This window comes from Microvirga sesbaniae, from assembly GCF_025460805.1.
In the GTDB taxonomy this organism is placed as follows: Bacteria; Pseudomonadota; Alphaproteobacteria; order Rhizobiales; family Beijerinckiaceae; genus Microvirga; species Microvirga sesbaniae.
On sequence record NZ_JAMXFJ010000082.1, the window covers coordinates 1 to 7130 of the forward strand.

The 7130-nt window shown below is 65.1% G+C and carries 3 protein-coding genes, 1 tRNA gene and 1 pseudogene; 2 read left to right on the forward strand and 3 right to left on the reverse strand.

Annotated elements, in window-relative coordinates; translation table 11 throughout:
• The first annotated feature begins 36 nt into the window (after window positions 1-36).
• Window positions 37-113 (forward strand) — tRNA-Met (locus tag OCW50_RS32395).
• A gap of 271 nt (window positions 114-384) precedes the next feature.
• Here the strand turns inward: OCW50_RS32395 and OCW50_RS32400 are convergent.
• The 3 genes from OCW50_RS32400 to OCW50_RS32410 are packed head-to-tail and all read right to left on the reverse strand — an operon-like array spanning window position 385 to window position 5836.
• Window positions 385-2118: an SEL1-like repeat protein gene (locus OCW50_RS32400; RefSeq protein ID WP_262300345.1), complete on the reverse strand. Its 1734-nt coding sequence runs from the start codon at window positions 2116-2118 to the stop codon at window positions 385-387.
• Window positions 2119-2146: 28 nt separating this feature from the next.
• Window positions 2147-3547 (reverse strand): HlyD family type I secretion periplasmic adaptor subunit, encoded by a 1401-nt coding sequence (locus tag OCW50_RS32405; protein ID WP_262300346.1) that lies wholly within the window; start codon window positions 3545-3547, stop codon window positions 2147-2149.
• 6 nt (window positions 3548-3553) lie between these two features.
• Window positions 3554-5836, reverse strand: a complete 2283-nt coding sequence (locus tag OCW50_RS32410) for a peptidase domain-containing ABC transporter (RefSeq protein WP_262300347.1) — start codon at window positions 5834-5836, stop codon at window positions 3554-3556.
• Window positions 5837-6169: 333 nt separating this feature from the next.
• On the opposite strand from OCW50_RS32410, the pseudogene OCW50_RS33300 reads away from it, so the two are divergent.
• A pseudogene (locus tag OCW50_RS33300) lies at window positions 6170-7130 on the forward strand (hypothetical protein); the annotation flags it as partial.

Here is a 7130-nt window from a genome sequence, read left to right on the forward strand (position 1 = left end):
TCCCCTTCGACGCCGGCGTCGAAGGCCCGACATTGCCGCGGGGTGGAGCAGCCCGGTAGCTCGTCAGGCTCATAACCTGAAGGTCACAGGTTCAAATCCTGTCCCCGCAACCAAAACTCAAAAGCCCCTGACGGCAAAAGCCGCAGGGGCTTTGTGTTGTTCTGGCACCCGGCAGGGCTGCCCGATGTTGACGCGCCTTGGTGCGCTCCGGCGCGCACCAACCCGAATGCGGCCTGAGCCGCCATGCGCCACGATCCGGTGCTCGGTCTCGACGCTTACGTCCCAGCGCTCGGCAAGTTCGGACAAGGTCAGGATTCGCCAACTCGAGTTTCTGCCCTTTCACGCGCCATCTCATTTGCTCAAGCGGCGAATGTTCGCTTCGCCTTATGCTCGTTCGACGCTGAGCGATGCAACAGGATCCGATTGGGGTTCCATCAACTGCGCCTCAGTGACACCTGCCGCAAGGGCTGCTTCGAGCCAGTGCTGAGCAGTTGCCGGATCTCTCACTCCAGCCAATCCGTCGGTCAGATAGCGCGCGAGCATAAGCTGCGCATCGGGATGTCCTTCATCGGCGGCCTTTTGAAACCAATGCTGCGCAAGCGCGGGATTCACCGGAATGGAGTATCCGCCATTGTAGATTGCTCCCAAGGCGAACATCGCATTTGGATGCCCCTGATGTGCAGCACGCTCAAACAGGACGAGTGCGGTGCCATGATCGCTCTCATCCTCTGTGTTGAGCATCATCTCGGCCAGCATCGCCTGAGCATCCGCTACGCCGGCCGTTGCGGCCGCCTCCAGCCATTCACGACCTTCTACTGGATCGGCCTCAACGCCGCGTCCTTCGATGAGCATGCGACCATACCAGTACTTGGCAACGGCCACTCCCGTCGCAGCGTGGCGAATCCACAGCGCCGCCACTCGGTCGTCGCGCTCGATGCCGATGCCCTCAGCCAAGCAGACGCCGAAGTTGAACGCGGCAATGAGATCGCCACCATTGGCCGCATTTTCGAACCAGTGCCGGGTGGACATTCGGTCGTCGGGTGTGCCGCCTCCGGCCAGCACCACGTTGGCGAGGTCCACTTGAGAGACATGGTCCCCCTGTTCGGCGGAATGGCGGAACCAATTCAGAGCTGACTCAGGGTCGCGCCCCACTCCCGCCCCGACGAAATAGAGCTGACCCAGCATGTGGGAGGCGGCCGTGTGTCCTTGCTCCGCCGCACGCTGCAGCCATATCGCCGCCTCGGCATAATTGGGGGGCAGATCGCCACCCTGAGCGCAGAGGTGCCCGACCAAGGCGGCTGCATCCGCGTCTCCTTGCTGGGCGGCTCGGCGCAGCCAGGATTCTCCTTCGAACGCATTTCGCGCGACGCCGCGACCTTCCAAAAGGGCGAGGCCCCAGCGCACCTGAGCCGGATGCACCCCCGTCTCGGCGGCCTTCCGATAGAGCTGAGCGGCCCCGACTTCGTCACGCGCGACGCCGATCCCGAGTTCCGTGATCACGGCTAGCAGATAGATCGCCATCGGCAGGTCGGCCGCAGCCGCCTTGCGGATCTCGGCCGCTGCCGCGCTCTGATCCTTCTCGTCCTTGGCGAGCCCCAGAAGGATGATGCCGAGTCCAAGCGCTCCTTGAGGGCATCCAGCCAGAGCCGAGCGGCTGTACCAATAGCCCGCTTGGCCAGGACTGCGCATCGTGTCCGGTCCTGTAGACAGCAGATGGCCGAGAAGAGCCTGTGCCTCGGGCTCGTCGTTCTCCGCCGCACGGCGGGTCCAATGGAGAGCCGAGTCATAATCCGGGGTGTTGGTTGAGGCATGCGCATCGCCGGCGCCGTGCAATGGCTCTCCCAGGTAGATCGCTGCCAGGAGGAACTGGGCATGGGAATGCCCTTGAGCGGCAGCCTTCTCAAGCCATCGCATGGCTTCGATCTTGCTTTGAGGCACCTGGTGGCCCTCGAGATAGCAGCGTCCGACCCTGTACTGCGCCTCCACATGCCCGCGTTGCGCGTCGCGGGCGAGGCGTCGGAACCCTGCGAGCCCCTTGCCGCGGTTGATCTGTGCCTGGGCGATGCGGATGCGGGCCGTGACGGAGAAAGGAGCGACGAGGCGATTGAAAACGCTCATGTGCTGTCCATTGTGCGGGAGGGTGAGATCACCACGGCTCACGCATGCCTTCGGTTCCAACCGGCAGGATGCGGGAGAACAGGTAGGTCAGCACGGTCCGCTGGCCGACATTGATATCCGCCGTGACCGGCATTCCAGGCTTGAGCTGGAAGCCGCCCGGCACATCGTGCATCTTGATCTCGTCCACTGCGATGCGGCTCTTGTAATAGGCGGAAGGCTGCGGCCCCGGGCCGAGTGCCGCTCCATTTCGCATGTCGTCTCCGCCGGTAAAACTGTCGGCGCTCACCGTCCGGACAGATCCTTCGGCAACGCCATAGCGGACATATGGGAAGGTATCGAACTTGATCACCACCTTCTCACCCTGATTGACGAAGCCTGCATCGGCACCGGCAATATGGGCCTCGACTTCGAGTCGCGAATTCAGCGGCACAAGGGTGATGAATTGCTCGCCGGACTGCATCACGGAACCGACCGAGACCTTCCCGACATTGAGCACGATCGCATCCTGCTCGGCGCGCAGATCGACCAACTGGTGCCGCAGGGTGGCCTTGCGCAGGCTCTCCTTTGCGTCGGTTAGGCTGCGGGTTCGCTCGCTAAGCTCCAGGCTGACCTGCGCTTGCCATTGCAGGCGGAAGCTGTCGCGCTCGGCCAGCGTCTGCTGCAGCTCGCGCCGGGCCCGCTCCGCGTTCCCGGTGGCGTCGGTGAGGTTACGGGCCATCTCGATGCGCTGGTCCTGCGCCACCAGGCGGTTCATCTGACTTCCGACCTGCAGCCGCTCCAGCTCGCGCCGCTTCGACTCGAGCTCCGACGCGATGGCGAGCCGTTCGGTATAGGCCTTCACGTCGCCTTCGGCGCGGGTGAGCTGCGCCTGCACGCTGTTGATCTTCTGCGTGTAGCCTTCCACCAGGGACCGGTACTGCGCCTGCCGCTGGCCGTAGAGCGCCGCCTGCACGGCCGCCGCCGCATCCGCGGTGGACGGGCGGTAGGCCGTGTTCGATGCCTCGGCGGAAAGGCGGTCGACCTCCGCCTGGTAACTGCGGACCTGCGCCTCCAGGGCGTCCACGTCGGCGGCCGAGAAGGTGGGGTCGAGCCGCGCCAGGGTTTCGCCGGCGCGCACCACCTGGCCCTCGCGGACGTTGATGGCGCGCACGATGGCTGTTTCCAGGGGCTGGACCATGATGGTCGGCTGCATCGATACCACCCGGCCGGGCGCCGTCACCACCATGTCGACCGGGATGAGGGCCCCGGCCGCCACGCAGGCGGCCACCAGCGACACCACCGTCCAGAGCATCCTGCTGGCGGCGGGCTGGACCGGCACCGCCAGCAGGGCAGCGGTGGGCGATTCGAATTCGAGGAGCGTCGACGGCACCAGTTCGTGCGTCTTCTCGAGCGGGATGGCGGCGCGGGGCACGAGCGCATGACGGGTCATCGTGGATTACTCCCTTGCCAGCACGGGGCGCAGCATCGGCTGGCGCCCGGTGGGAGCCTCCATGTGCCGGTTCTGCTGCTGCCAGAGCTGGCGGTAGATGGCGCACCGCTCGACCAAGTCGGGGTGCGGCCCAATATCGATGGCGTGTCCCTTGTCGAGGACGAGGATCTGGTCGCATTCCACCAGTGACGAGAGCCGGTGCGAGACGATGATCATCGTCCTGCCCTTGCCGATGCGCAGCAGGTTGGCGTTGACCAGCGCCTCGCTTTCCGGATCGAGCGCGCTGGTGGCCTCGTCGAGCACGAGGATGCGCGGATCGGTGATGAGCGCCCGTGCGATGGCGAGGCGCTGCCTCTGTCCGCCGGAGATGTTGGTGGAGCCCTCCTCGATATAGGTCTCGTAGCCGAAGGGCAGGCGCTCGATGAACTCCTCCGCGCCGGCCAGACGCGCGGCCCGCACCACATCCTCCAGGGTGAGGCCTGGCCGGCCTGCGATGATGTTCTCGCGCACCGTGCCGCGGAACAGGAAGTTGTCCTGCAGCACGACCCCGAGGCTTCGCCGCAGATGGGTGAGGTTGATCTCGCGCAGGTCCGCACCGTCGATCTTCAGGGAGCCGCTGTAATCGCGGCTGATGCCCTGCAGCAGGCGCGTGATGGTGGATTTTCCCGAGCCGCTGCGGCCGACGAGGCCCAGCATGGTTCCGGCCGGCACATCGAAGCTGATCCGCTCCAGGGCGGTGTTCTTCGCGCCCGCATACCGGAACGTGACCTCGTCGAATCTGAGTGCTCCGTCGAGCCGCGGGCGCAGGCCTCGGCGCATGGCGGCGGTCTCGGTCGGGTTGTTGAGAACGGCGGCCACCTGCGCCACGGACGAGCGCACGTCCTCCAGGTCCTGGATCAGCTTGGCGAGCCCGATCAGGGGCGCGGCGACCCGCGTGCCGAGCAGCATGAAGGCGATCAGGCTTCCGGCCGAGATGCCCGATAGGCCGGCTGGCATCGTCAGCACCAGATAGGCGCCGATCAGCAGCACGCCGCGATCGATGAAACGCTCGATGGGGGTGATCAGCGTCTGGGCCCAGTTCGAGACTCGGCCGGATTCGAGCCGTGCATGGCCGGCCTCGGCCACGCGCTCGTCCCACTCGTCGTTGCGGGCATTCTCCACCGCCAGGGACTTGACGGTCCGGATGCCGTGCACGGTCTCGACCAGCACGGTCCACTTCTTGGTCTCGGCCTCGATCAGCTTGCTCCACACCCGCCGCATGGCCGGCATGAACGCCATGATCATCAGCGTGACGACGACCGCCGCCGCCAGCACCATCCAGGCGAGCGTCGGACTCATCCAGAACAGGAACGGCAGCAGCACCACCAGGGTGAAGATGTCCAGGAAGGTGCTGACCAGCTTTCCGGTCAAGAACTCGCGGATCTTGAAGATCTGCGAGATGCGGTGCGTGGTCTCGCCGGTAGGCGTGCGTTCGAAGTAATCGATAGGCAGCGCGAGCAGCCGCCGGAAGACGTGCAGGTTGAGGCGCGCATCGAGCCGCGCCGACAACACCTCGACGATCTCGCGCCGGGCGTAGCCCAGGAAGGTCTCGTAGCCCGCTGTAAGCGCCAGGATCAGGCCGATCAGCGCCAGCGTCGACATGCTGTGATGGGTGAGCACCTGGTCGATGGCGATCATGACCAGGAACGGCGGCAGAATCTGGAGCACGCTCATGGTGAGCGAGGCCACGATCACTTCGCGCAGGTTCCGGCGCTCGCGCAGAACGAGCCGCGTGAGCCAGCCGAAGGAGAACGGCTCGTCATCCGTGGCGCCGCCGCGGGCGCGGCGCACCAGCACGACCTCGCCGTTCCACATCTGGCTCAGGCGAAGCTCGTCGACGGCGACGGGAGTCCCGTCCGCCGAGGGACGCGGATCCTTCAGGAACACCACCGCCTGCGCGGCATCGTGCCCGACCAGGAGGCTCGCGCTTCCGTCCTTGAACAAGAGCACGATCGGCGCGTCGGACCTGACCTGGAAGAACTGGCGCCAGCGTAGCCGCGCCTCCTTGGCCCACAGGCCGGATTCGCGCAGCCATCGTACGAGGGATGCGGCGCGCGGCACCGTCTCGCCGGGAGCGCCATGGAAGTCCCGGGGGTCGAGCTCCGCGCCGTGAAACCGCGCCGCCGCCATGGCGGCGTCAAGGCGGATGCTGGCTGCTTCCATGGCAGGATCGAGCGCCCCGCCGGTCCGGGCATTGCCGGCCCCTGGCTGGGCCATATGCGGTGTGGGAAGGACGAGCTCTGCACCCATGCGCCAGCCTCTGTTCAAAGACGTTTACGAGTGCCGAAGCCCGCTCGCCAAAAGAAATCCAGAAGTACGGGGATGCTTGCTCCCCTGCTCAAGCAGAACCGAGTTTAGACAGCCAGTTCAATGGAAATTCTGAACAGTCGATGCTCCAGAAGATTTATAACCGAAGTTATAGAAAGGCTCGCAGCGCCTTCGGCAGGCAGGACTAGCTCGTTCTAGTTATGACATCTGTCATATGGAAAGAGTGTCGCGAGCTAAGCTACCCCTTGATGATCGCCATAATGCGCGGCGGCTTGTGCGCCGGTTGCCCAGCATCAAAACACGAGGGGAAGCGAAATGCCTGAATACGGGACAATCACAATCGAGGGTACGGCTCCGGCTACCAGCGACACTGGCGAGAATACTGTTTACATCTATTACCGGCTGAATGGCACGACGACGTGGCAACTCCTCGGCTCAACAGCGGTCGAACCGACCGGCAATGGGTTTGGCGGCACCTCAAACGGTGTTGGCGAGTTTACTTTCCAGGCCAATCTCCCTGAGGGGAATTACGATTTCGGGCTTTATGCCCCCGATGCCACCGGGGGAAATAACCTCTTCGACGCGAATACGCCGACCAACACCGGCAACAACAATCTTAACGGAACCATCTATAACGAAGACGGCAATCCCGTTACGAATGCCAATCCAGCCGGTACTTTCATCGACAGAGTCTCCCAATCGGGACAGCAAGGCTTCGATTCGGGCGCTGGTGCCAACGACAGAACAGACGACATCGTCTTCAATATCGCGGTCGTCAACAACAGCGCGACCGGAGCAACAGGCGCGACAGGTGCTACAGGCGCTACGGGCGCTACCGGCCCGCAGGGCAACACGGGCGCGACAGGTGCTACGGGCGCTACCGGTGCGACTGGCGCCACGGGTGCGACGGGCACCCCAGGTGCCGACGGCGCCACTGGGGCAACCGGAGCGACGGGAGCCACCGGCCCGATCGGTGCAACCGGCGCCACAGGCGCAACCGGTCCGTCCGGAGCCACTGGCGCGACAGGTCCGCAAGGTCCGTCTGGAGCGACGGGTGCAACCGGCCCTCAGGGCGAGACCGGCGCCACGGGTCCACAGGGTGAAACCGGCGCAACCGGCGCCACTGGTCCGCAAGGCGAGGCCGGAGCGACAGGTCCGAGTGGTGCTACCGGCGCGACGGGTCCGCAGGGCGAAACAGGTGCCACGGGTGCAACCGGCTCGCAAGGCGAGACCGGCGCGACCGGTCCAACGGGAGCCACTGGAGCGACGGGACCGC